21 protein-coding genes are annotated in these 22,664 nt (G+C 72.2%); 15 read left to right on the top strand and 6 right to left on the bottom strand.

Annotated elements, in window-relative coordinates; translation table 11 throughout:
• Positions 1-121 precede the first annotated feature (121 nt).
• On the bottom strand, positions 122-1,144 hold the full coding sequence (locus ACIQUC_RS08320; RefSeq protein WP_402265407.1) for a LacI family DNA-binding transcriptional regulator: 1,023 nt from the start codon (positions 1,142-1,144) through the stop codon (positions 122-124).
• Positions 1,145-1,452: 308 nt separating this feature from the next.
• Between ACIQUC_RS08320 and ACIQUC_RS08315 the strand changes: the two genes are divergently transcribed.
• Genes ACIQUC_RS08315 through ACIQUC_RS08300 form a run of 4 tightly spaced genes read left to right on the top strand, consistent with a single transcriptional unit; the run spans position 1,453 to position 6,530 of the window.
• Positions 1,453-2,736 (top strand): nitrate/nitrite transporter, encoded by a 1,284-nt coding sequence (locus ACIQUC_RS08315; RefSeq protein WP_187290517.1) that lies wholly within the window; start codon positions 1,453-1,455, stop codon positions 2,734-2,736.
• 28 nt (positions 2,737-2,764) lie between these two features.
• The gene (locus ACIQUC_RS08310; protein WP_022907719.1) at positions 2,765-3,541 is read left to right on the top strand and encodes an SDR family oxidoreductase; all 777 of its coding nucleotides are present in this window, start codon (positions 2,765-2,767) and stop codon (positions 3,539-3,541) included.
• Between the two features lie 47 nt (positions 3,542-3,588).
• On the top strand, positions 3,589-5,106 hold the full coding sequence (locus tag ACIQUC_RS08305; RefSeq protein WP_402265403.1) for an FAD-binding oxidoreductase: 1,518 nt from the start codon (positions 3,589-3,591) through the stop codon (positions 5,104-5,106).
• Positions 5,103-6,530 (top strand): FGGY-family carbohydrate kinase, encoded by a 1,428-nt coding sequence (locus tag ACIQUC_RS08300; RefSeq protein WP_402265401.1) that lies wholly within the window; start codon positions 5,103-5,105, stop codon positions 6,528-6,530. The genes ACIQUC_RS08305 and ACIQUC_RS08300 overlap by 4 nt, the downstream gene beginning before the upstream one ends.
• A 78-nt stretch (positions 6,531-6,608) precedes the next feature.
• Here ACIQUC_RS08300 and ACIQUC_RS08295 read toward each other — a convergent pair whose 3' ends face one another.
• The 3 genes from ACIQUC_RS08295 to idi all read right to left on the bottom strand — a co-directional run bounded on the left by ACIQUC_RS08295 (position 6,609) and on the right by idi (position 9,103).
• The gene (locus tag ACIQUC_RS08295) at positions 6,609-7,658 is read right to left on the bottom strand and encodes a magnesium and cobalt transport protein CorA (protein WP_402265398.1); all 1,050 of its coding nucleotides are present in this window, start codon (positions 7,656-7,658) and stop codon (positions 6,609-6,611) included.
• A gap of 260 nt (positions 7,659-7,918) precedes the next feature.
• Positions 7,919-8,506 (bottom strand): glycerol-3-phosphate responsive antiterminator, encoded by a 588-nt coding sequence (locus ACIQUC_RS08290; protein WP_402265395.1) that lies wholly within the window; start codon positions 8,504-8,506, stop codon positions 7,919-7,921.
• A 54-nt stretch (positions 8,507-8,560) separates the two neighbouring features.
• Positions 8,561-9,103 carry an isopentenyl-diphosphate Delta-isomerase gene (idi, locus tag ACIQUC_RS08285; RefSeq protein WP_031262885.1) on the bottom strand — a complete coding sequence of 181 codons (543 nt, stop codon included), beginning with the start codon at positions 9,101-9,103 and terminating at the stop codon, positions 8,561-8,563.
• Between the two features lie 21 nt (positions 9,104-9,124).
• On the opposite strand from idi, the gene ACIQUC_RS08280 reads away from it, so the two are divergent.
• The 10 genes from ACIQUC_RS08280 (at position 9,125) to ACIQUC_RS08235 (ending at position 18,139) form a co-directional block, all read left to right on the top strand.
• Positions 9,125-10,183 carry a polyprenyl synthetase family protein gene (locus ACIQUC_RS08280; protein ID WP_022907725.1) on the top strand — a complete coding sequence of 353 codons (1,059 nt, stop codon included), beginning with the start codon at positions 9,125-9,127 and terminating at the stop codon, positions 10,181-10,183.
• Entirely contained in the window at positions 10,180-11,112 is a 933-nt protein-coding gene (locus ACIQUC_RS08275) for a phytoene/squalene synthase family protein (RefSeq protein ID WP_402265391.1), read from the top strand. The genes ACIQUC_RS08280 and ACIQUC_RS08275 overlap by 4 nt, the downstream gene beginning before the upstream one ends.
• Entirely contained in the window at positions 11,109-12,740 is a 1,632-nt protein-coding gene (gene crtI, locus ACIQUC_RS08270) for a phytoene desaturase family protein (RefSeq protein ID WP_402265389.1), read from the top strand. The genes ACIQUC_RS08275 and crtI overlap by 4 nt, the downstream gene beginning before the upstream one ends.
• On the top strand, positions 12,740-13,081 hold the full coding sequence (locus ACIQUC_RS08265; RefSeq protein ID WP_402265386.1) for a lycopene cyclase domain-containing protein: 342 nt from the start codon (positions 12,740-12,742) through the stop codon (positions 13,079-13,081). Before crtI ends, ACIQUC_RS08265 begins: the two co-directional genes overlap by 1 nt.
• The gene (locus tag ACIQUC_RS08260; RefSeq protein WP_402265383.1) at positions 13,078-13,458 is read left to right on the top strand and encodes a lycopene cyclase domain-containing protein; all 381 of its coding nucleotides are present in this window, start codon (positions 13,078-13,080) and stop codon (positions 13,456-13,458) included. Before ACIQUC_RS08265 ends, ACIQUC_RS08260 begins: the two co-directional genes overlap by 4 nt.
• On the top strand, positions 13,455-14,381 hold the full coding sequence (locus tag ACIQUC_RS08255) for a prenyltransferase (protein ID WP_031262891.1): 927 nt from the start codon (positions 13,455-13,457) through the stop codon (positions 14,379-14,381). Before ACIQUC_RS08260 ends, ACIQUC_RS08255 begins: the two co-directional genes overlap by 4 nt.
• A gap of 71 nt (positions 14,382-14,452) precedes the next feature.
• Positions 14,453-15,496, top strand: coding sequence for a Gfo/Idh/MocA family protein (locus ACIQUC_RS08250; protein ID WP_022907727.1), 1,044 nt, complete (start codon positions 14,453-14,455; stop codon positions 15,494-15,496).
• Between the two features lie 277 nt (positions 15,497-15,773).
• Positions 15,774-16,292, top strand: a complete 519-nt coding sequence (locus ACIQUC_RS08245) for a hypothetical protein (protein ID WP_022907728.1) — start codon at positions 15,774-15,776, stop codon at positions 16,290-16,292.
• 4 nt (positions 16,293-16,296) lie between these two features.
• A complete protein-coding gene (locus ACIQUC_RS08240) occupies positions 16,297-17,328 on the top strand; it encodes a YihY/virulence factor BrkB family protein (RefSeq protein WP_402265379.1) in 1,032 nt (343 codons plus the stop codon).
• Positions 17,329-17,443: 115 nt separating this feature from the next.
• Positions 17,444-18,139 (top strand): SDR family oxidoreductase, encoded by a 696-nt coding sequence (locus ACIQUC_RS08235; RefSeq protein WP_402265376.1) that lies wholly within the window; start codon positions 17,444-17,446, stop codon positions 18,137-18,139.
• A 61-nt stretch (positions 18,140-18,200) separates the two neighbouring features.
• Here the strand turns inward: ACIQUC_RS08235 and ACIQUC_RS08230 are convergent, their stop codons facing one another.
• Positions 18,201-19,790 carry an ABC-F family ATP-binding cassette domain-containing protein gene (locus ACIQUC_RS08230; RefSeq protein ID WP_402265374.1) on the bottom strand — a complete coding sequence of 530 codons (1,590 nt, stop codon included), beginning with the start codon at positions 19,788-19,790 and terminating at the stop codon, positions 18,201-18,203.
• 288 nt (positions 19,791-20,078) lie between these two features.
• Between ACIQUC_RS08230 and ACIQUC_RS08225 the strand changes: the two genes are divergently transcribed.
• On the top strand, positions 20,079-20,498 hold the full coding sequence (locus tag ACIQUC_RS08225) for a DUF3151 domain-containing protein (RefSeq protein WP_402265371.1): 420 nt from the start codon (positions 20,079-20,081) through the stop codon (positions 20,496-20,498).
• A 217-nt stretch (positions 20,499-20,715) separates the two neighbouring features.
• Here ACIQUC_RS08225 and ACIQUC_RS08220 read toward each other — a convergent pair whose 3' ends face one another.
• Positions 20,716-22,659, bottom strand: a complete 1,944-nt coding sequence (locus tag ACIQUC_RS08220; RefSeq protein ID WP_402265368.1) for an Ig-like domain-containing protein — start codon at positions 22,657-22,659, stop codon at positions 20,716-20,718.
• Between the last annotated feature and the right edge of the window lie 5 nt (positions 22,660-22,664).

Here is a 22,664-nt window from a genome sequence, read left to right as displayed (position 1 = left end):
CGCGTCCGTTCCGTGGTGCGGGAACACGCACGGTGCTGGGCAGCGCGTCGGCGCTTGCGCGGGGGCGGCGCGTCAGCGCTTGCGCGGGGCGGCGGGTCGGCGCTTGCGCGGGGGCGGCGGGTCAGCGCTTGCGCGGCGCGCTCGTGGAGCCGCGGACGACCAGCTGCGGCACGAGGTCGATCGGGCGGAGCATCGCCGCGTCGTCCCCGGGGAGCAGCTGCTCGACGCAGCGCCGACCGAGCTCGGGGAAGTCCACCTGCACGGTCGTCAGCGGTGGCCAGAGGTGCTTCGCCTCCGGGATGTCGTCGTAGCCCACCACGGACAGGTCACCCGGCACGTCGAGGCCGTACGACCGGGCCGCGTGCATGACCCCGAGCGCCATCGCGTCGTTCGAGCAGAAGATCGCCGTGCAGTCGCGGTAGCGCAGCAGCTCGCGGCCGGCGTGGTACCCGAAGTCCGCGGTCCAGTCCCCGAGGATCGGCGGCACGACGGGCATGTCGCGGTCGGACATCTCGCGCAGGAAGCCCTGCATCCGCGCCTCGGCCTCGATCCAGTCCTGTGGTCCGGCGATGTGCCGCACGTACTCGTGGCCGAGGTCGAGCAGGTGCGCGGTGGCGAGCCGGGCGCCCTCCATCTGGTCGATGAAGAGCGTCGACGGACCGTCGGCGTGGCTCGTGCGGAGCGCGACGTAGGGCGTCCGCATGCCGAGTTCCTCGATGAGGTCGAACACCCGCTGCTGCGGCGCGATGACGATGATGCCCTCGACGTCCTGGTCGAGCAGGTGGCCGAGGCCGTCCCGCACCGCCTCGTCGGTCGCCGCGGCGATGTTCGCCGTCGTGACCGAGTACCCGCGCCTCACCGCGGCGTCCTCGATCGCCTGCATCGTGGCCGCGGGACCGTAGTGCGACCGCTGCGCCGTGAGCACGCCGATCGTGTGCGTGCGGCTCGTCACCAGTGCCCGCGCGGCGCGGTTCGGCCGGTACTGCAGCTGCTCCATCGCCGCGAGGACCTTGTCGCGGGTCTCCGCGACGACGGCGTCCGAGTTGTTGAGGACCCGTGAGACGGTCTGGTGCGACACCCCGGCGACCCGCGCCACGTCGCGGATGCTGGGCGACCGCGGTTGTTGTGTCCGCGTCGACGCCATTGCTACTCGTTCCTGCCCGGGGCCGAAGCACGTCGATGTGCACGTTCACATTCCGAGCCAGATCATTATGCACGCCTCCGGCATGCATGCCACCTGAGTTGTCGTTTCCGGATCCGATGGGTTACCGTCAACCCGTATCCGGCATATCGCCCGAGCCGGAGCACACAACTGCAGATCGGCCGTCCGCCCGCGGACGGTAGTCGCTCCAGACCTCAGAGAACAGCCACACCCGCAGCGCACCAGCGCTGGGGTGTCGCTGTTCTCTTTTTTGCGTCCACCGAACCCCCACCCACCACGAAGGAGTGGTCTTGACCAGAGCCCGCAGACTGACGAGCTTCATCGTCCTGTCGATGACCGGCGGTGCGATCTTCCAGGTCGCGTACATCCGGTTCGTGTTCCTCGCGGACACCGCGCACGCGCTCCACCTCAGCATCCAGCGCTACGGCGAGATCACGTCGGTCTTCGGCGCCGTCGCCGTGCTCATGTACTTCTGCGGCGGCTGGTTCGCCGACCGCTTCTCGCCCAGGGCGCTCATCGTGATCGCGCTCGCGGGGATGGGCGCCGTCGACCTCTGGCTGTCCACGGTCCCCGGCGAGACCGGCATCGTCGTCGCGCACGTGCTCATGGCCGTCCTCGGCATGGGGCTCTACTGGTCGTCGCTCGTCAAGCTCGTCTCGATGCTCGGGAACGCCGACGAGCAGGGCAAGCTGTTCGGCTGGCTCGAGGGCGTCCGCGGCATCACGTCCACCGTCGTGGGCTTCATCGGCGCCGCCATCGTCGCCGCGGCGATCGCGGACACCGGCGGCGTCCTCTGGGTGATGCGCATCTACGGCGTGCTCTGCCTGGCGTTCGCGGTGCTCGTCCTCGTCGTCGTCCGGACCGACCGCGACGCCCTCGGCCAGGTCGGGCGGCAGACGGTCACCCTCCGGGAGCTCGGCGCGGCGGCCCGCAACAAGTACACCTGGCTGATCGGCGCCTCGATCATGCTCATGTACTGCTTCTACACGCTGCTCGGGTACCTCACCCCGCTGCTGCAGGACGGCTTCGCGGTGCCCGTCGTGCTCCTCGGCGCGATCGGCGTCGTGCGCACCTACGTCTTCCAGATCGTCGGCGGACCGGTCGGCGGCGTGCTCGTCGACCGGTGGACGAGGTCGTCGCCCGCGTTCCTCCGGTGGGCGTTCGTCGTCGCCGCGGTGAGCGCCGTCGGGTTCCTCGTCCTGCCGCACGAGCCGGCGCTCGTCTGGGTCGCCGTGGCCCTCATGACCGTGATGTGCCTCGCGGTCTTCACCTCGCGCGGGATCTACTGGGCGCAGGTCGGCGAGGTCGAGGTCCCGCTCGCCCAGCGCGGCGGCGTGATCGGGCTCGCGTCGGGCATCGCCTACCTGCCGGACGCGTTCCTCCCCGCCCTCGGCGCCTGGTGGGTCGGCGACCCGTCGAACGGCGTCCCGCAGCAGGGCGGCGGCTACACCACGATGTTCGCCGTCCTCGTCGGCGCAGCCGTCCTCGGCGTCCTCCTCACCACCCTCACCATGCGCGTCCGCGCGCGGGAACTCCGGAACCGTCGGCCGTCCGACGTCGCCGTCGCCGTCTGACCCACCTCGAAAGGACACTGCACACCCCATGGACATCCGCGACTTCTCGATGGACCTGTTCTCGCTCGCCGGCAAGCGGGCCATCGTCACCGGCGGGAACTCCGGCCTCGGCCAGGCCTTCTCGCTCGCACTCGCCAAGGCCGGCGCCGACGTGTTCGTGCCGAGCGTCGTCGACGACGACGGCACCACGCGGGCGCTCGTCGAGGCCGAGGGGCGCCGCTACGCGTTCCTCGAGGTCGACCTCACCGCCCCCGACGCCCCGACCCGGATCGTCGACGCGTGCACCCGGGCGCTCGGCGGCATCGACGTGCTCGTCAACTCGGCCGGCATCTGCCTGCTCGACGACGTCGAGGCGTTCGACCGCGCGAAGTGGGACCCGATGGTCGCCGTGAACCTCACCGCGCCGTTCGCCCTCGGGCACGCGGTCGGCAAGCACCTCGTGGCGCAGGGCTCCGGCAAGATCATCAACATCGCGTCGCTGTTCGCGTTCCTCGGCGGCCAGTGGTCGCCCGCGTACGCCGCGACGAAGCACGGGATCGTCGGCTTCACGAAGGCGTACTGCGACGAGCTGGCGCAGCACGGCGTGCAGGTCAACGCGATCGCGCCCGGGTACTTCGCCACGAAGATCACCGAGCAGACCCGCACCGACCCGGTGACGAACCAGCGCGTCCTCGACCACATCCCGGCCGGCCGCTGGGGAGACGTCGCCGACCTCATGGGTGCGACCGTCTTCCTCGCCTCGGGCGCCTCCGACTACGTGAACGGGCACACCCTCACCGTCGACGGCGGGTACCTCGTCCGCTAGTCCCTCCCACCGCACACCCGACCCACACCACCGAAGGGCTCACCACCATGATCGAATCGACCGCCACCCTCGACCGCGCCGGGATCCTCGAGCGTCTCGCGACCATCGTCCGTCCCGACCAGCTCGACACCGACGAGCAGCACCTGCTGGACGCCAGCGTCGACCGGTTCAAGAAGTACCAGTCCGTGCACGGCATCCACGACGCTCCGACGCCCGTCGCGATCGTCAACGCCGAGTCCACCGAGGACGTCGCCGCGATCCTCGCCTTCGCCGACGAGCACGTCGTGAACATCGTCCCCCGCACCGGCCGCACCGGCACCGAGGGCGGCCTCGAGACGAGCGTCGTCGACACGGTCGTCCTCGACTGCTCCCGCATGGACGCCGTCCTGCACGTCGACCCGGAGAACATGCAGGTCACGGTGCAGGCGGGCGTGCCACTCCAGCGACTCGAGGACGAGCTCCGCCTGCAGGGCCTCACCACGGGGCACTCGCCGCAGTCCAAGCCCCTCGCCCAGTACGGCGGCCTCGTCGCCACCCGGTCGATCGGGCAGTTCTCCACGCTCTACGGCGCGATCGAGGACATGGTCACCGGACTCGAGGCCGTGTTCCCCGGCGGTCGCGTCCGTCGGATCAAGTCGGTCCCGCGCCGCTCGGCCGGCCCGGACATCCGCCACGTCGTGATCGGCAACGAGGGTGCGCTCTGCGTGATCACCGAGGTCACGATCAAGGTCTTCAAGTACATGCCGGAGAACAACGAGTTCCACGGCGCGCTCGTCGACGACATGCGCACCGGGGTCGCGATCATCCGCGAGGTCGTCGTGAACGGCTTCCGCCCGTCCGTCGTGCGCCTGTACTCGCCGGAGGACGCGAACCAGCACTTCTCGCACTTCTCGAAGGGCAAGTGCGTGGTGGTGTTCGTCGCCGAGGGACCGAAGGGCATCGTCCGCGCAACGAGCGAGGAGATCCAGCGCGTCCTCGGCCAGCACGAGCACGAGCCGGTCGACCCGTCGCTCATCGAGTCCTGGTTCGAGCACCTCAACTGGGGGCAGGACAAGATCGACGCCGAGAAGCAGGCCATGCTCACCGACCGGCACCTCGGGTACACGACCGAGGTCTCCGCGGACTGGTCCGCCGTCGCCGACCTGTACGACGCGGTCATGCGCCGCATCCGCGAGGAGTACCCGTACGCCGACGACCTGACGATGCTCGGCGGCCACTCGTCGCACAGCTACCAGACCGGCACGAACATGTACTTCGTCTACGACTACCGCATCGACTGCGCGCCCGAGGAGGAGATCGAGAAGTACCACATCCCCCTCAACGCGATCATCGTGGAGGAGGCCCTCCGCCACGGCGGGTCGATGGTCCACCACCACGGCGTCGGCAAGTACCGCACCCCGTGGGTCGAGGAGGAGCACGGCTCGGCGTTCGCGATCATGCAGGGGCTCAAGGCGCAGTTCGACCCGAAGGGCATCATGAACAAGGGCACGATCTTCCCGGCACCCGGTGCGATCCAGGCGGCCGCCGCCGACCCGGACACGTCGTTCCGGCGCGCGAGCGCATGACCCGGTACGTCGTCGGCATCGACAACGGCTCGCAGTCGTCGAAGGTCACGGTCTTCGACGAGCGGGGCGGGGTCGTGTCCGAGGGGCGCGTGCCACTGCGGCCGAACCGGTCGCCGGCCCCCGGCGTGGTCGAGCATCCGGACGACGACCTGTGGGACTCGATCGCCGCGGCGTGCCGGATCGCGATGGCGGCGTTCCCCGGCGACCCGTCCGAGATCGTCGGCGTCGGTCTCTGCACCATCCGGTTCTGCCGGGCGGTGCTCCGCGCCGACGGGTCGCTCGCCCAGCCCGTGATGAGCTGGATGGACGCCCGCGTCGGCCGGCCGTTCGTCGCCGAGCAGGACGACGTCGGCTGGGTCACCACCTCGTCGGGCTACGTCACCCACCGGCTCACCGGGACGTTCCGGGACACCGCCGCGAACTACCAGGGCATGTGGCCGATCGACACCGACACGTGGCGCTGGAGCGAAGACGGGGCCGCGTATGCCGCAACGGGCATGCATCGCGCGCAGTTGTTCGAGCTCGTCGACCCGGGTGCGGTCCTCGGCGCCGTGACGCCCGATGCCGCGGCGGCGACGGGCCTGCCGGTCGGCCTGCCGGTGGTCGCGACGGCGAACGACAAGGCCGTCGAGGCGCTCGGCTGCGGGCTCCTCGACCCGACGACGCTGCTGGTGTCGCTCGGCACCTACATCGCCGGCATGTCGGTCGGGACCCGGAACGTGGCGGACGCGACGGACTTCTGGACCAACTTCGGGGCCGAGCCCGGGCGGTACCTCTACGAGTCCGGCGGGATCCGTCGCGGCATGTGGACCGTGAGCTGGTTCCGCGACCTGCTCGGAGCGGACTTCGCCGAGGCGGCCGAACGGACGGGTGAACGCGCCGAGGACCGGCTGAACCGCGAGGCCTCGGCGGTCCCGGCAGGATCGGACGGCCTGCTCACCGTGCTCGACTGGCTCGCGCCGGCCGATGCGACGTTCCGGAAGGGCTCGATCCTCGGCTTCGACGGACGCCAGGGCCGCGCCCACGTCTACCGGTCGATCCTCGAGGGCATCGCGATGACGATGCGCGACCGCGGCGACGCGATGGCCGCCGAGCTCGAGACCCCGTACGAGCGCGTCGTCGTCTCGGGTGGGGGATCGTCCTCCGACCTGATGATGCAGATCGTGTCGGACGTGTTCCAGGTGCCGACGATCCGGGTGGTGGGGGACAGCGCTGCGGGGCGCGGTGCGGCGATCTGCGCGGCGGTCGCGACCGGGGTGCACCCGTCGTTCGCGGCGGCCGCACGGGCGATGGTCGTCGAGCGGGACCGCTTCGGTCCCGACCCGTCGACCGCGGCCGTGTACGACGCGCTGCGCGCCGTGCACGCGGACGTGACCGCGCACACCGACGAGGTCTACCGGCGGACGGCGGCCATCGTCGGCTGACGCCCGACGAGCGGCCCGGTGCGGGACGGGAGGCGCGGTGCGGGCCCGCACCGCGCCTCCCGTCCCCTCGCCCCGCGACTACAGCCAGTTGCGCTTGCGGAAGATCGCCCAGAGCACGCCCATCAGCGCGAGCATGCCGAGGATCGCGACCGGGTACCCGTAGCGCCAGTGCAACTCGGGCATGTGGTCGAAGTTCATGCCGTAGACCCCCGCGATGAGTCCGGGAGCGAAGAGGATCGCGGCCCACGAGGAGATCTTCTTGACCTCCTCGCCCTGACGGTGCGCGGCCCGCGCGAGCTGTCGGCTCTCCTCGCCCTGCGCCAGACTGGCGCTCGTCATCCGGCGCATGGCCTCGTTCTGCTCCTGGGACACCAGGGTCGAGTGCAGCGTCAGGGCGTTCTCGAGCAGCGCCCGGAACGAGTCCACCCGCTCGGTCACCCGGAACGCGTGGTCGAGCACGTTGCGCAGCCGGTGCTGGACCTCGTCGTCGACGCCGTACTTGTCCGCCCCGCGGAGCAGGCCCTTCACCATCGCCGGTACCGGCTTCGTGGCGCGCTGGAACGCCAGGACCTCGCTGAGGAGCTGGTAGATCCGCTTCGAGACGCCGGGGTCGACCTGGCCGGCGAAGAGTTGGTCCTCGATGGCGTCGATGTGGTCCTGCAGGATCTCGACCACGGGGGCGTACCCGTCGACGACCTCGTCGAGCACGGCGGCGGTGACGGCCTCGGAGCCCCGCGCGAGGAACTCCGGGTCGGCCTCCACACGGGCGCGGAGCGCCGCCAGGTCTGGCCGCTCGGCGTGCCGGACGCTCACGACGAACCGGTCGCCGACGAACAGGTGCACCTCGCCGAACTCGACGGTCTCGGCCCGGGTGTCGAACCACGCCGGGCGCAGCACGAGGAAGAGCGTGTCGCCGTAGCGCTCGAGCTTGGCGCGCTGGTGGCCCTTGCGGGCGTCCTCCACCGCGTTCTCGTGCAGGTCGAACTCGACCGCGACGGCCTCGAGCTCGGCATCGTCGGGTCGGAAGAGCCCGATCCACGCGAGGTCACCCCGCGTGGCGAGCGACAGGGTCGACGGGGACTCGACGCGTCGTCCCGCGACGTCCACCGCGTTGTCGATCAGTGCCATGTGCGTGCTCCTCTCGGGAGCAGGCAGGCGCGATTCCCGGGGCACCGGGGAGCAGGCGTGGTTCAGCGAACGGGCGCGCAGATCGTCCGGGACCGGAGCCGGGGCACGATCTGCTGGCCCGATCGAGGATGGTCACCCGACATCGCGCCTCACCTGCCCTTCTCCTGGTCCGTCGGCCGCGGACGGCGGCCTCGCGGCCACACCCGTGGCCGACGTCCGACCCTACTCCGCTGGCCCGGTCGAGCCAAGTGAACGAACGCTCACATGCCCCAGACGTCGCGGTCGGACGACGCCACCGCGACCGCTCCGGCACCGAGCGCGGCCACCACGTCGGCCTTGTCGCACACCAGGCCGCCGGCGATGATCGGCACGTCCGTGTCCTGGCGCAGCCAGGTGATCACGCGCGGCATGCACCCGGGGAGGATCTCGATCGCGTCCGGCCCGGCCTGCTCGACCACGCGGGGGAGCTGGTGGTACGAGAACGAGTCGACGAGGAAGAACCGCTGCACGGCCACGAGTCCGGCACGCTTGGCGGCGCGGACCAGGTTCGACTTCGTCGAGAGCACGCCGTCCGCACGGGTGTGCTCGGCGATCCAGGTGACCACGACCTCGCGCGCCGCGAACCCGTCGAGCAGGTCGACGTCCACGAACACGGTCTTGCCGGCGTCCTTCGCCCGGGCCACGATGTCCGCGACGTCGAGCACGCTGCCGTAGAGCACGAAGACGACGCCCCGGTCGGACGCGAGGACCTCCTGCAGGGCGGACGCGTCCTTGATGCTCGCGATCACGGGGTCGTCACGGAGTGCGTCGAGCACCGGTCGCGCGACATCGCGTTCCGTCGTCGTCATACCGACCATTGTCGATGGCGCGGGGTGGTGGCCGCTGCCCGCTCGGCGGATCCGTCAGCGGGTGATGTGCAGGCCCTGGGTGGCGAGCTCGGTGAGCTGCCAGCCGAGCCAAGGGCTCCACGCGAAGGGCGCACCGGCCACCGACTCGCGGAGCGCCGCCTCGGAGACCCAGGCATACTCGGCGACCTCGTCGTCGGCCGGGGCCGGGACGTCGTCCGTGACCGCACGGAACACCGGGCAGACCTCGTTCTCGACGATGCCCGACGCGTCCACCGCGCGGTACCGGAAGTCGGGCAGCACGAGCTCGACGTCGCGGACGGTGATCCCGAGTTCACGCGATGCCCGCCGGGCGATGGCGTCCTCGAACGACTCGTCCGGCCCCGGGTGGCCGCAGAACGTGTTCGTCCACACGCCGGGCCACGTCTTCTTCGTCAGCGCACGACGGGTCACGAGGACGTCGCCGTCGGTGTTCCGGACGTGGCAGGAGAAGGCCAGGTGGAGGGGCGTGTGGTCGGTGTGGACCGTGAACTTGTCGGCCGTGCCGATCGGGACACGGTCATCGGCCAGCAGGACCACGGATTCAGGAAAAGTCGTCATCAGCTTGGATAGGTTAGGCCAATGAGCGAGGAAGCGGCCACCGTGGCGCACATCGACCTCGCGCTCGTCGACGACTGCCTCGAGCGCTTCTTCGCCGTGTCGTCGGCCCGCGCCGAGCGGTACGGACGCCCGTCGGAAGAACTCTGGCGGGTGCTCCGCAAGGCGAGCATGGGCGGCAAGCGCTTCCGACCGCGCATGGTGCTCACCGCGTACACCGGCCTCGGGGGTGACGACCTGCACGCTGCCGCGCACGTCGGGGCCGCCTACGAGCTGCTGCACACCGCGCTCGTCGTGCACGACGACGTCATCGACCGCGACTGGTCGCGCCGCGGGCAGCCGAACGTCGCCGGGTCCTTCCGCGACACCGGCACGACGGGTGGTCTGCCGCTGCCCACCGCCGAGCACCGCGGCATGAGCGCCGCCGTGATCGCCGGCGACCTCGCGCTCGCCGGTGCGCCCCGGTTCATCGAGTCCGCCGGCGTCACGGGCGACCGACGCGCCCGGCTGCTCGAACTCCTCGACGAAGCCGTGTTCGCCAGCGCCGCCGGTGAGATGACCGACGTCGACCTCGCGCTCGGCGTGATGCCGACGGTGGACGAGGTCCTCCGGATGGAGCGTGCGAAGACGAGCGTCTACTCGTTCGAGGCGCCCCTGCAGTCCGGCGCGGTCCTCGCGGGGGCCCCGGAACCCGTCGTGCAGGCACTCGGTGCGTTCGGCCGCGAGATCGGCATCGCCTACCAGATCGTCGACGACCTCCTCGGGGTGTTCGGCGACGAGGGCACGACCGGCAAGACCGTCCTCGGCGACCTCCGCGAAGGCAAGCGCACCATGCTCATCGCGTACGCCGCGACCACCGACTGCTGGCCGGACATCGCGCCGTACCTCGGCGATCCGCACCTCAGCGAGGAACGCGCGGCCGAACTCCGTGCGACCCTTGTCACCTGCGGTGCCCGGGCCGCCGCCGAATCGCGGATCGCCGAGCACACCGCACTCGCCCGTGCCGAGCTCGCCGGACTGCCGTACGAACTCGCCGACCGCCTGGAGGCCCTCGTGACCGAACTCGTGGAGCGCGCCCGGTGACCCACAGCCGAACGGAGCCGCGTCCCACGACCCGGCTCCCGCTGTACGACGCCACGGCCGAGGCCGCCTCCGGGGTCGTGATCGACCGGTACTCGACGTCCTTCGGACTCGCCAGCCGGCTGCTCACGAAGGACACCCGCGAGCGCATCCGCAACGTCTACGCCCTCGTCCGGGTCGCCGACGAGGTCGTCGACGGCCCCGCGACCGAGGCCGGGCTGGACCACGAGCTCGCCCGGACCGTCCTCGACGAGCTCGAGGCCGACACCGAGCGGGCGATCGCGATGGGCTTCTCCGTCAACCCGGTGGTGCACGCCTTCGCGCGGACCGCCCGGGTCACGGGGTTCGGTCCGGAGCTGACGCGTCCGTTCTTCGCCTCGATGCGGATGGACCTCGAGCGCACCGAGCACGACCAGGAGTCCTTCGACCGCTACGTCTACGGATCGGCCGAGGTCGTCGGGCTGATGTGCCTCCGTGCGTTCGTGCACCGTGCCGGCACGCCGACCTTCGACGACTCGGTGCTCGTGGACGGAGCGCGGGCCCTCGGCGCGGCGTTCCAGAAGGTGAACTTCCTCCGCGACCTGCACGCCGACTTCGAGGTGCTCGGCCGCTCCTACTTCCCCGGAGTCGACATCCGGAGCTTCGACGAGGCCACCAAGTGGCGACTGGTCGACGACGTCCAGGCCGACCTCGACCGGGCCGCCCGCACCGTCCGGCTGCTGCCGGCCGACGCGCGGAACGCCGTCGGACTCGCCCACGCGCTGTTCCAGGAACTCAACGACCGCATCGCCGCGACGCCGGCCGACCGCCTGGTCACGACCCGGGTCCGCGTGCCGAACCCGGTGAAGGCACGCCTCGCCGCGCAGGTGCTCGCCGGACGTGCGCCGCTGCGGTCGCGCGCGACCCACCACCGGACGGGAGGCACGGCGTGACCCCGCCCCGCGCGTCCGGGCCGGCACAGGCCGGCTCCACGACCACGCGCAAGGTCCCCGCGCGTCGCGCCGTCGTCATCGGCGGCGGCATCAGCGGGCTCGCGTCCGCGGCGCTCCTCGCGCGGGACGGCTTCTCGGTGACCGTGCTCGAGCAGCGCGGGCAGCTCGGCGGCCGAGCCGGATCGTGGGAGCGGGACGGCTTCCGGTTCGACACCGGGCCGTCCTGGTACCTCATGCCCGAGGTGTTCGACCACTTCTTCCAGCTGCTCGGCACGACGGCCGACGCCGAACTCGACCTGGTGAAGCTCGACCCCGGGTACCGCGTGTACAGCGAGGGCAACGACGAACCGATCGACCTGCGCGCCGACGCCGAGGCGAACATCGCGCTGTTCGAGTCCGTCGAGCCCGGTGCGGGCAAGAGGATGCGCAAGTACCTCGCGTCGGCCGAGGACACCTACGCGATGGCCGTCCGCCGCTTCCTGTACACGACGTTCCAGGACCTCACGAAGCTCGCGGCACCCGACGTCCTCCGGCGCCTGCCGAAGCTCGCACGCCTGCTGCTGCAGCCGCTGTCGGCGTTCGCGAGCACGGCGGTCAAGGACCGTCGCCTCTGGCAGATCCTCGGGTACCCGGCGGTGTTCCTCGGCACCAGCCCGTACGCCGCGCCGAGCATGTACCACCTGATGAGCCACCTCGACCTCGCCGACGGGGTGCTCTACCCGAAGGGCGGGATCACCGAGGTCATCGCGGCCGTCGAGCGGGTCGCCCGCGCCGAGGGCGCGAAGATCATCGCCGGTGCGAAGGTGGAGCGGATCGTCGTCGAGGACGGCGTCGCCACCGGTGTCGTGCACCGCGACCGGGACGGCGTGCAGCACACCGCCCCCGCCGACCTCGTGGTGAGCGCCGCCGACCTGCAGCACACCGAGATGCAGCTGCTCGACCGCGAGCACCGCACCCACGGCGCCGAGCACTGGAAGACGCGCGACCCGGGGCCGAGCGCGGTCCTGGTGTACCTCGGCATCGACGGCCCGACCCCGGGGCTCCTGCACCACACCCTGGTCTTCACGGAGGACTGGAAGGCGAACTTCGGCGCCATCTTCGGCAAGGACCGGCACGTGCCGGACCCGGCGTCGATCTACGTCTGCGCACCGTCCGAGACCGACCCGTCCGTCGCACCGCGGGGTTCGAGCAACCTCTTCATCCTGGTGCCGCTGCCCGCCGACCTGTCCATCGGCAAGGGCGGGATCGACGGCGCCGGCGACTTCCAGGTCGAGCAGATCGCGGACCGCGCCATCGACGTCGTCGCGGAGCGTGCCGGGGTGCCGGACCTGCGGGACCGCATCCGGGTCCGGCGCACCATCGGACCGCGCGACTTCGCGGACGACCTCAACGCCTGGAACGGCTCGATGCTCGGCCCGGCGCACACCCTGAAGCAGAGCGCCTTCTTCCGCGAGAAGAACGCGTCCACCAAGGTCGACGGGCTCTACTACGCCGGCGCCTCGACGATCCCGGGCATCGGGCTCCCGATGTGCCTCATCAGCGCCGAGGTGCTCCTCAAGCGCATCCACGGCGACACCACCACCGAACCGCTCCCGGCACCGCTGCCGCGGCCCGGCACCCCCGGCTGATGCCCGGGCTGTACCTCGCCGGGCTGCTCGTGTCGCTCGTGGGCATGACGGTCCTCGACGCCCGCCTGCACCTGTTCTTCTGGCGGGCGCCGTGGCGTGCGGCCGCCGTGATGGTGGTGGGCGTCGCGTTCTTCATGCTGTGGGACGTCCTCGGGGTCGCGCTCGGCATCTTCTTCATCGGGCCGCAGAACCTGCTGACCGGGGTGCTCCTCGCCCCCGAGGTCCCGCTCGAGGAGCTCTTCTTCCTGCTGCTGCTCTGCTACACGACGATGAACCTGGTCGGCTTCGTGCAGCCGCTGGTCGCCCGGGGCCTCCGGCGGTCCGAGCGAGGCGGCTCGTGACCGGGTCCGGTGCGTACGCGCTGCTCGCGCTCCCGTTCTTCGCGGCGGTGGCGGTGGTCGCCGTCGTCGCCGGGATCGTCGCCGCACGACGGGCCCGTGCCGCCGGCCGACGGTCCGCGACCGGACGGCGGATCGCCCTCGTCACGGGGCTGGCCGCCGGCATCGCCCTGCTCGTGATGACGATCGTCTTCGACAACGTCATCGTCACGCTGCGCATCGTCGCGTACGACCCGGCACTCATCAGCGGCGTCAAGCTCGGCGCGATCCCGATCGAGGACCTCGCGTACTCGATCGCGGCGATCGTGCTGCTGCCGAGCCTGTGGGTCCTGTTCGCCCGCCCCACCCGGCCATCCCAGGAAGAAGAACCGACCCGATGAACGCCAGCACCGCCTCCCGGCCCTCGACCGTGCGCGCGCTGTTCGTGTCGTCGCGCCCGATCAGCTGGGTGAACACCGCGTACCCGTTCGGCGCCGCCTACCTGCTCGGCAGCGGGGTCGGCGTCGAGGGCGGCGGCGGGTTCTCGCTCGTCGCGTTCCTCGTCGGGGTCGTGTACTTCCTCGTGCCCTACAACCTCGCGATGTACGGCATCAACGACGTCTTCGACTACGAGTCCGACCTGCGCAACCCGCGCAAGGGCGGGGTCGAGGGCGCCCTGCTCGACAAGAGCGTGCACCGCACCACGCTCTGGGCGGTCGTCGTCACGAACGTGCCCTTCCTCGTCGCGCTCGTCGTGCTCGGCGCCGTGTCCGGCAACGGGCCGTGGTCGTGGCTCGTCCTCGCGATCAGCGTGTTCGCGGTCATCGCCTACTCCGCCCCGGGGCTGCGCTTCAAGGAGAAGCCGTTCCTCGACTCGCTGACCTCGTCGACCCACTTCGTGTCGCCGGCGATCTACGGCCTGGCGCTCGCCGGCCCGCACTGGACGGGGCAGCTCGTCGCCGTGTGCGTGGCGTTCTTCCTGTGGGGTGTCGCGTCGCACGCGTTCGGTGCGGTGCAGGACGTGCTCGCCGACCGCGCGGGCGGGATCGGCTCGGTCGCGACCGTCATCGGCGCCCGGGCCACCGTGCGCCTGGCGTTCGTTGCGTACCTCGTCGCCGGCGTCGCCCTGCTGTTCTCGGCGTTCCCGGGGCCGATCGCCGCGGTCGTCGTCATCCCGTACGCGCTGAACGTGCTGCCGTGGTGGAACGTCACCGACGACGGGGCCGAGTCCGCGAACGCCGGGTGGAAGCGCTTCCTCTGGATCAACTACCTGGCCGGCTTCATCGTCACGATGGCGCTCATCGCCTACGCGTTCACGCACTGACGTCGCACCCTGACAGACTGGACGCACGCGCCGCGGGAGTCGTGGCGCCCCAGCCACGAAGGAGTGCACGCATGACGGTCCGGATCATCCACGTCGGTCTCGGAGGGTGGGGCGGCAACTGGGCCCGCACCGCCATCCCAGAGGTCACCGAAGTGGAGGTGGTCGGGATCGTCGACCCGGTCCCGGCGACGCTCGACGCCGTCCGGACGGACCTCGGGCTGCCGGCATCGGCGGCGTTCGCGTCCCTCACCGAGGCTCTCGCCGGGGTCGAGGCCGACGCCGTCGTCATCACGGCCCCCGCCGTCACGCACGTGCCGCTCGCGCTCGAGGCGCTCGAGGCCGGCAAGCACGTCCTCGTCGAGAAGCCGTTCGCGAACTCCACCGACGAGGCCGTCACCGCGGTCCGTCGCGCCGAGGAACTCGGGCTGGTGCTGCAGGTCAGCCAGAACTACCGCTGGTACCCGGCGCCCCGGGTGGTCACCGACCTGCTCGCCGCGGGGACGGTCGGGGAGCTCTCGGCCATCTCGATCGACTTCCGGCAGTGGGACAACGACCTCGCCTTCGAGGAGCACCCGCACTACCGGTTCCCGCACGCGATGATCAACGACATGGCGATCCACCACTTCGACCTCCTCCGGATGATCACCGGTCAGGAGGCCGTCCGGGTGTTCGCGAAGTCGTCCTACCCGTCGTACAGCAAGTACCAGGACGAGGCCGTCGCGTCGATGATCATCGAGCTCGACGACGGGCTCGTGGTGAGCTACCGCGGCAGCTGGCTCTCGCGCGCACCCCGCACGGCGTGGGCGGGCGAGTGGAGCATCCAGGGCGAGGACGGCGAGGTCTGGTTCACCAGCCGTTCCGGGGAGCCGAACGCGGTGGCCGGCGACCGGGTGACCGTCCGCCGGACCCAGGACGACGACGCCGAGACGGTCGAACTGCCGACGATGCCGCACACCGACCGGCAGGGCGGCCTGCAGGCGTTCGCGCGGTCCGTCGAGGGCGGGCCGGCCCCGGCGACGAGCGGGCGGGACAACCTGCGGAGCCTGGCGCTCATGGAGGCGGCCGGTCGCTCCGCGGCCTCCGGCCTGCCCGAGGACGTCGTCGTCCCGTCCTGACACCCGGCGGACGGGAGGCGCGGTGCGGCCCCGCCCCGCGCCTCCCGTCCCGTGCGCGCGCCCGCACGCACGCGCGCCCGCACGCACGCGCGCCCGCACGCACGCGCGCCCTCACGGGCGCGTTCTCACGCGCACAGCGACAGTTCACGCGGTCGTACGCGCGTGAACTGTCGCCCAGCGCGAAAGCCCGCTCGCGTCGGCGGCAGCATCGTCCGACGCGCGCGAGGGGACGACCGGACTGGGCGAGACCCCGGCTCGTGCGTGTACGAAATGGGGAATGGCCAAGGACAGTCTCCCCGAGCTCGAACTCGCGAACGTCCGCACACGTGAGGGCATCACGGACACCGTGACCGAGATCCGTCGTCGTGCGGACATCCCGGCGCGCACCCGCCTGGCGATCGCGAAGACCAAGCAACGCTGGCACCGCGACCCCACTCCGCTCGTCGCGATGGGTGTGACCGCCGCCGCCGGTGTCGCGGCGATCATCGTCGGCATCGCGATCCGGAACGACCCCGCCGGGCACCTCGCCCGGCCGCCCGCGTCGTCGGCCTTCACCGCGCTGCTGCCGTTCGGCGCCCGCGGCGGCGACGGCCCCGGTGCGGTCGAGCAGAGCCAGCCAGGACGCAAGGGGCGCAAGGCCCGTGCGAAGGCCGCCGAGGAGTCGCTCGAACGCGACCCGCAGCACCGGGCCCGCGTCAAGCAGCGCGCCGGCATCGCCGCGGTGCAGCGGCGTGCGGCGAAGAACCGCAAGCAGGCGGCGAAGCGCTCGAAGCAGGCGCTGAAGGCGAGGGGGTAGTCCCGTGGCACGCGAGCAGCAGAAGCCCGACGCCGACGACCCCCGCAAGCCCGACAGCCCGTCGGACCTCACGAAGCCGACGCTCGTCTACACGCTGAAGAAGACGCTCCGCGAGTTCTCCGGCGACCAGTGCACCGACCTCGCCGCGAGCCTGACGTACTACACGGTGCTCGCGCTCTTCCCCGGGCTGCTGGCCGTGGTGTCGATCCTCGGGCTCGTCTCCGACCCGAAGGAGACCGTCGAGACCCTGCTCGACATCGTCACGGGCATCGGCGGCGGGCAGGTCGCCGAGCTCCTCCGCGACCCCATCGAGGGACTCGTCCGGTCGCCCGCGGCACCGATCACGTTCGTCGTCGGTGTCATCGGTGCGCTCTGGTCGGCCTCCGGGTACGTCGGTGCCTTCGGCCGGGCGATGAACCGGATCTACAACGTCCGCGAGGGTCGCCCGATCTGGAAGCTCCGCCCGACCATGCTCGGCGTCACACTCTTCACCGTGGTGCTGCTCGTCGTCGGCCTGCTCGCGCTCGTGTCCGGCCCCCTCGCGCGGAGCTTCGGCGACGTGATCGGTCTCGGCGAGGTCGCCGCCACGGTCCTCAGCATCGTGCAGTGGCCGATCCTGCTCGTCATCGCGATCGTCGTCGTCGCCGTGCTCTACTACTGGGCGCCGAACGTCAAGCAGCCGAAGTTCCGGTGGGTGAGCGGTGGGTCGATCCTCGCCATCCTCATCCTCGTCGTGGCCAGCGTCGGGTTCGGGTTCTACGTCGCCAACTTCTCGAACTACAACGCCACCTACGGCTCGCTCGGCGGGGTGATCGTCTTCCTGCTGTGGGTGTGGATCACGAACAACGCGCTGCTGTTCGGGGCGGAGTTCGACGCCGAACTCGAGCGTGGTCGGCAGCTGCAGGCCGGCATCCGCGCGGAGGAGGACATCCAGCTCCCCGAGCGCGACACCCGGCAGATCGAGAAGCAGGACGAGAAGCGGGCGCAGGACGTCCTCGACGGCATCAAGATCCGCGAGGGCGCCGACCGCAGCTGATCGACCCGGTGCGTCGCCGCGGCGGCGTCGCGCCGTCGCGGCGTCGCGGTGATGCGCTCGACGGGCCTGGAGGCGCGGTTCGGCCTGGGCAGACGGCTTCCGTAGGGTGGGACGCATGACCGACACCGCGCCTCCCGTCCGTCCGACCGCCCTCGTCACGGGCGCGACCCGTGGGATCGGCCGGGCGATCGCGCTCGACCTCGGCCGGACGCACCACGTGCTCGTCGGCGGCCGCACCGCCGCGGCGGTCGACGCGCTCGTCGCCGAGCTGCCGAGCGCGGCGCCCTTCGTGGGCGACCTCGGCGCGGGTGCGGTCCCGCCGCTGCCGGAGCGCCTCGACGTCCTCGTGCACTCCGCCGGGGTGGAGCAGGGGACGACCATCGCCGACACCGAACGCGCCGTCTGGGAGCAGGTCTTCGCCACGAACCTGTTCGCCGTCGCCGAGCTGACCCGGCTCGCGCTCCCGGCACTCCGGGCCGCGCGCGGCATCATCGTGCCGATCAACAGCGGGTCCGGGTTCACCGCGGGCCCCGGCGGCGGCGTGTACGCCGCGTCGAAGTTCGCGCTGCGGGCCTTCGCCGACGCCCTCCGCGAGGAGGAGCGGGGCAACGGCGTGCGGGTCTCGAGCGTGCACCCGGGCCGGACGGACTCCGACATGCAGCGTGCCCTCACCGAGAAGCTCGGCGAGGACTACGACACCGCGTACTACCTCGCGCCGTCGGACGTGGCCGTCGCCGTCCGGACCGTCGTCGACCTGCCGGAGCGCGGCACGATCGAGTCCCTGGCGATCCGGCCGACGCGGCGGCGCTGACGGGACGGCCCACGGGTCGCCGCTGATGAGACCGCGCACGGGTCGCCGCTGACGGGACGGCTCACGCCAGCTCGATGCGGGTCGTGAGGTCGAGTCGGTCCAGGAAGTCCTCGTCGTGGCTCACCACCACGAGCGCCCCGCGGTACGCCCGGAGCGCGTCCACGAGCTGGTCGACACTCGTCAGGTCGAGGTCGTTCGTCGGCTCGTCGAGCACCAGCAGCTGCGGCGGCGGCTCCGCGAGCACGAGGCTCGCGAGCGCTACACGGAACCGCTCGCCGCCGGACAGCGCCCCGGCCGGGCGGTCCACGGTGTCCCCGCGGACGAGGAACTCCGCGAGGCGGTTCCGCACCTCGGCCGACGGCACGTGCGGGGCGTCACGCCGGACGTTGTCGAGGACCGACACGGCGTCGTCGAGCGAGTCCTTCCGCTGCGGCAGGTAGCCGACGCGGTCGACGTGCGGGACCGCAGTCGTGTCGGGCAACGGGTGCCTCCGCGCACCGGGGACCCCGACGATCTGCTCGAGGAGCGTGGTCTTGCCGACGCCGTTGTCCCCGGTGACGGCGACGCGTTCGGGACCCTGCACGATCGACTCGCGGCCCCGCACCCGGATCGTCGCGATCTGCCGGGATGCCGGGACGGCCGGATCGGGGAGGGTCACGTGGATGGACTCGTCCGCCCGCAGCCGCCCCTCGGCCTCGCGCTTGGTGGCGAGTGCGGCGGCCTCGTCCTCGGCGTACCCGGTGCGGAGTCGGCCGGCGGTCTGTTCGCCGCGCTTCCGCATCTCGTTCGCGAACATCTTCGGCATGCCCTCGGCGGCCTTCACCCCGGACCGGGCCCGGCGGGCGATCTTCGTCTCGGCCTCGATGCGCTGCCGCTTCTCGGTGCGGTGCCGCTGCTCGGCGACCCGGACCTCGCGCTCGACGGCGGCCTGCTGCACGGCGAGGTGCTCCTCGAACGCGCTGAACGTCCCGCCGAACACCGTCATGCCGCCCGCGCGGAGCTCCGCCACCTCGTCGACGTGCTCGAGGAGCTCGCGGTCGTGACTGACGACGACGAGGGTGCCGTGCCAGTCGTCGACCATGCCGAGCAGCAGCGCACGGGCGCGGCGGTCGAGGTTGTTCGTCGGCTCGTCGAGGAACGCGATCGGCAGCCCTCGCAATCGGATGCCGGCGACGGCGACGAGCACCGCCTGTCCACCGGAGAGCGTGTGCACCGGACGCTCCAGGACGTCCCGGTCCGAGCCGAGGGCGGCACCGACCCCGATGGCGTCGAGCGCCGCGGCCGCACGCTCCTCGAGGTCCCAGTCGTCCCCGACGACGTCGAAGTGCTCCGGGGCGGCGTCACCGCCGAGGATCGCCCGGAGTGCCGTCAGGGTGGGGCGGATGCGCAGGAGGTCGGCGACCGCGTCGTCGTTCTGCGGTTGCAGCCGTTGCGGCAGGTGGTCGACCGGCCCGGACGTCGTGACGGAGCCCGACGTGGGGTGGAGCCGACCCGTGACCAGCCGGACCAGCGTCGACTTGCCGGCACCGTTCCTCCCGACCAGGCCGGTCCGGCCACGGCCGAAGGCGGTGGTGAGGTGGCTGAGCGCGACGGTGCCGTCGGGCCAGGCGAAACTGAGGTCGTTCAGGACGACGGACGGACTGATGGGCATACGGGTGCCTCCCCGGTGGTCGATGCTGGGCGCACGACACCGGACCCGCCACGGGAGGGCGGAGCGCCCGACGGGGCGCGACGATCACGGTGTCAGCGCGAGGGCTGAGCAGATCCGGTGATCGACAGCAATTCGTCCACTTCCGTCGGGGAGCCCTGCGTGACCGCCATCCGGACCGCCGATCGGTCGTCCCGCACCGGTGGCCTCGCGATGACGACGAGGACCCGATCACGCTACGCCGGGAGCCGCGCGCCGCGCAAGACCCCCGGACCGTGACAGGCTGGAGGCATGCCGGAGAACCTGCTGCCGAACCCGACCGCGAACCCCGAGACGCTCCTCCCCGCCGAACCGGAGGTGACCGCCGCCCTCGCCGCCGACGCACCCGTCGCGAGCGTGGTGGTGTCGCACCCGGCGTCGAGCCTGGCGTGGGCGATGCTCGCCGACGAGGCGTGGGAGCGCGGGGCCACCCTCGAGTCCTACGCCTACGCCCGGGTGGGCTACCACCGTGGCCTCGACGCGCTGCGGAAGGCGGGGTGGCGGGGTGCCGGGCCGGTCCCGTGGTCGCACGAGCCGAACCGGGGCGTGCTGCGGGCGCTGTTCGCGCTGCGGCGGGCGGCTTCGGCGATCGAGGAGCCGGGCGAGCCCGAGCGGCTGACGGCGTTCCTCGATGCGTCCGACCCGGCGGCGATCCCGGCGCTGAGCGCCTAGCGCCGCGCCGCCGGCGCTCGCGCGCCGCGCGCTGCCGCGCCGCGCTGGTGCGTGCGACCAGCGCACAACGCAAGTCACCCCGAACCGCGTTTCCGACTGGTTCGGGGTGACTTGCGTTGTGCGGAGCGCGCGGCTCCCGGAGCGCGCGGCCCCGGGAGCGCGCGGCACCCGGGGCGCGCGGCCCCGGGACGCAGCGCGCCGCCGCCGGCCGCAGCCGCTAGCGCCCGGCCGCCGCCGCGCGCCGCCGCCGCGCGACCGAGATCCACGCGCCCGCCGCCAGCAGCAGCGCCGCCACCGCGCCGGCCACGAGGACGCTCCGCCCGGACGCCCCCGTGTACGCCAGCGCACTCCGGGCACCCGCGGGCTCAGCCGCCCCTCGGACGACGGACCCGGTCCCCGCACCGGCTCCCGTCGCGCCGGTGTCCGTGCCCGAACCGGTGCCGGTCCCGGGCGCGGGCGACGGCACCGCGGTCGGCGACGGCGTCGGCGGGACGACCACCGACCCGCCCGACTCCACGGCGACCCGGATCGTCGCCACGACGGTCTGCCCCGCGTCCGTCGTCACCTGGTACCGCACGGGGGTGGCCGATCCGGAGAACGTCGGCTCCGGCGTGAAGGTCACCCGTCCGTCGGCGCCGACGGTCCAGACACCCTCGCCGGGGACCCGGAGCCGCTTGCCGTCCGCCGAGAGCTCCGCCCCGTCGATCCCGTCGCCGCTCAACCGCAGCGAGCCGGGGTCCGCCGCGCTCCCGTCGAGCGGGTCGTTGCCGAGGACGTCGATCGTCAGCGGCCGACCCGGTTCCGCGGTGCCCTCGTCGTCGACTGCGACAGCCTCGGGCAGGACCACTTCGAACGCGGCGGTGTCGGCGTTGTTCGTCAGGTCGACGTCACTCACCGACCCGTCGAGCGCGATCGCCGAGCGTGCCGTGTCGAGCCGGCCGGCGTCGAAGTCGGTGACGCTCTCGAACGGTAGCGTCCACCGTCCCGAGCGGGTCGTCACGGGCACCGTGCCCCGCACCGTGAGCGTGATCCCACTCCCGGGCGGCCCCGCCCAGTCGGCGTCCTCCGCGCCCGTGCCGCTCGGGGACGCGCACGTCGCCCCGGCGTCCGCGCGACACGTCCACCGCACGTCCGTCAGCGGCACGCCGGCGGTGACCGCCACGGTGCGCGCGAGCGCGTCGGCCGCACCGCCGATGGTGGCGGGGCCGTGGTTCTCGGACCGCACCTCGAACACGGCGTCCGCGCCGGCGCGGACCGGCTGGTCCGTGAGGGTCCGGGCGGTCGTCACGACGTCGGTGGGCTGCGTGGCCCGCAGCCCCCGGATCTCGTGGAACTGCGACCGACCGCCCGTCGACGCGCTGAAGCCGAAGCGCAGCCGGTCGGGCAGCGACGTCCCGGGGAGCTCGGCGGTGACGATCTCGCGGAGCGCTCCGGGGGCGGCGTCGGGGGCGACGGGGTCGGACATCGCGACCCGTACCCGGATGCCGTCGGCGTCGGTCGGCAGGACGTCGATCTGCACGTGCCGGTGGGTCGCGGCCGCTGCGGTGGTCTCACGGTCCTCGAGGAACCCCTCGCCGAGGTCCCCGGTGGTCGCGAGGACGGGGTAGCAGTCGCGTTCGGCCCCGCGGATCGTGACCGCGTTCGGCACGACGTCGGGCCGGGCGAAGTTGCCGAACCGGTCGAAGCCGACCCCGACGACGCCTCCGTCGAGGCCGTCGGCGCACGGTCGGGTCCCGTCGTGGTAGCCGAGTCCTGCGCCGACGGGGCCGATCGAGTCCAGCGGGACGGCGGCGTCCTGCAGGAAGAACCCGATGCCGTCGGCGTACCCGGTGTCCGTCGTGCTCCACATCCGCTCGTCGAACGCGACGCTCAGCCCCTGGCTGGAGTCGTAGGGCGACTCGTCGAACACCGCGGAGCTCACCCGCTTCGTGTCGTCGGTCAGTCGCAGCCACCGCCCGGCCGGGCCGTGGTCGACGATCGTCGCCTGGTCGTCGTCGGAGGCGATGCGGGTCCATCCGGCGGGCATGGTCGTGCCGAGCGGCAACCCGGCGAACGGGTCGGACACCGGGAAGGGCGCGACCGCGTGCGCGGGGGAGGGTGTGGTGACCGTCGCCGCGAGGCCGCCGCCGACCACCACGAGGGCGGTCAGGGCGGCGCTCACGACGG

This window comes from Curtobacterium sp. NPDC098951 (assembly GCF_044759965.1).
Classification (GTDB): Bacteria; Actinomycetota; Actinomycetes; order Actinomycetales; family Microbacteriaceae; genus Curtobacterium.
The sequence above is the reverse complement of the archived record's forward strand: the minus strand, read 5'-3'. Positions and strand labels throughout refer to the sequence as shown.

Excerpts from the sequence above, each read along its gene's own strand:
- ACIQUC_RS08320 (WP_402265407.1), bottom strand. The coding sequence starts at position 1,144 with ATGGCGTCGACGCGGACACAACAACCGCGGTCGCCCAGCATCCGCGAC.
- ACIQUC_RS08310 (WP_022907719.1), top strand. The coding sequence starts at position 2,765 with ATGGACATCCGCGACTTCTCGATGGACCTGTTCTCGCTCGCCGGCAAG.
- ACIQUC_RS08305 (WP_402265403.1), top strand. The coding sequence starts at position 3,589 with ATGATCGAATCGACCGCCACCCTCGACCGCGCCGGGATCCTCGAGCGT.
- ACIQUC_RS08300 (WP_402265401.1), top strand. The coding sequence starts at position 5,103 with ATGACCCGGTACGTCGTCGGCATCGACAACGGCTCGCAGTCGTCGAAG.
- ACIQUC_RS08295 (WP_402265398.1), bottom strand. The coding sequence starts at position 7,658 with ATGGCACTGATCGACAACGCGGTGGACGTCGCGGGACGACGCGTCGAG.
- ACIQUC_RS08290 (WP_402265395.1), bottom strand. The coding sequence starts at position 8,506 with ATGACGACGACGGAACGCGATGTCGCGCGACCGGTGCTCGACGCACTC.
- idi (WP_031262885.1), bottom strand. The coding sequence starts at position 9,103 with ATGACGACTTTTCCTGAATCCGTGGTCCTGCTGGCCGATGACCGTGTC.
- ACIQUC_RS08280 (WP_022907725.1), top strand. The coding sequence starts at position 9,125 with ATGAGCGAGGAAGCGGCCACCGTGGCGCACATCGACCTCGCGCTCGTC.
- ACIQUC_RS08265 (WP_402265386.1), top strand. The coding sequence starts at position 12,740 with ATGCCCGGGCTGTACCTCGCCGGGCTGCTCGTGTCGCTCGTGGGCATG.
- ACIQUC_RS08255 (WP_031262891.1), top strand. The coding sequence starts at position 13,455 with ATGAACGCCAGCACCGCCTCCCGGCCCTCGACCGTGCGCGCGCTGTTC.
- ACIQUC_RS08250 (WP_022907727.1), top strand. The coding sequence starts at position 14,453 with ATGACGGTCCGGATCATCCACGTCGGTCTCGGAGGGTGGGGCGGCAAC.
- ACIQUC_RS08245 (WP_022907728.1), top strand. The coding sequence starts at position 15,774 with ATGGCCAAGGACAGTCTCCCCGAGCTCGAACTCGCGAACGTCCGCACA.
- ACIQUC_RS08235 (WP_402265376.1), top strand. The coding sequence starts at position 17,444 with ATGACCGACACCGCGCCTCCCGTCCGTCCGACCGCCCTCGTCACGGGC.
- ACIQUC_RS08230 (WP_402265374.1), bottom strand. The coding sequence starts at position 19,790 with ATGCCCATCAGTCCGTCCGTCGTCCTGAACGACCTCAGTTTCGCCTGG.
- ACIQUC_RS08225 (WP_402265371.1), top strand. The coding sequence starts at position 20,079 with ATGCCGGAGAACCTGCTGCCGAACCCGACCGCGAACCCCGAGACGCTC.